General features: G+C 63.0%; 1 pseudogene. It reads right to left on the bottom strand.

Going from position 1 to position 254, the window contains the following annotated elements:
• Positions 1–128: 128 nt before the first annotated feature.
• Positions 129–254, bottom strand: a pseudogene (locus D8M29_RS13435) (IS30 family transposase); the annotation flags it as partial.

Here is a 254-nt window from a genome sequence, read left to right as displayed (position 1 = left end):
GTTGGCCCGCTGCTCTAACCAGGACCCGGACACCCCCTCGACAACCGGAGCGAGCGCGGAGGTGATGCCGACCCTGGCCTGACTCTCATGCCTTGAAGGTCGTTACACCACTTCCAGGGACTTGACCTTCAACCGGTCGTTGCAACACCGTGCGTTGAGAGCGAGCGTAGCTGCTCGGCGAAGACCTCCGCGGGAGTCTTCCAGTCCAGGACCTTCCTGGGCCTGTTGTTCAGCGTGTACGCGACTGCTGCGAG

This window comes from Micrococcus sp. HSID17227, from assembly GCF_003989405.1.
In the GTDB taxonomy this organism is placed as follows: Bacteria; Actinomycetota; Actinomycetes; order Actinomycetales; family Micrococcaceae; genus Micrococcus; species Micrococcus luteus.
This window is presented reverse-complemented; position numbering and strand designations above follow the sequence as displayed.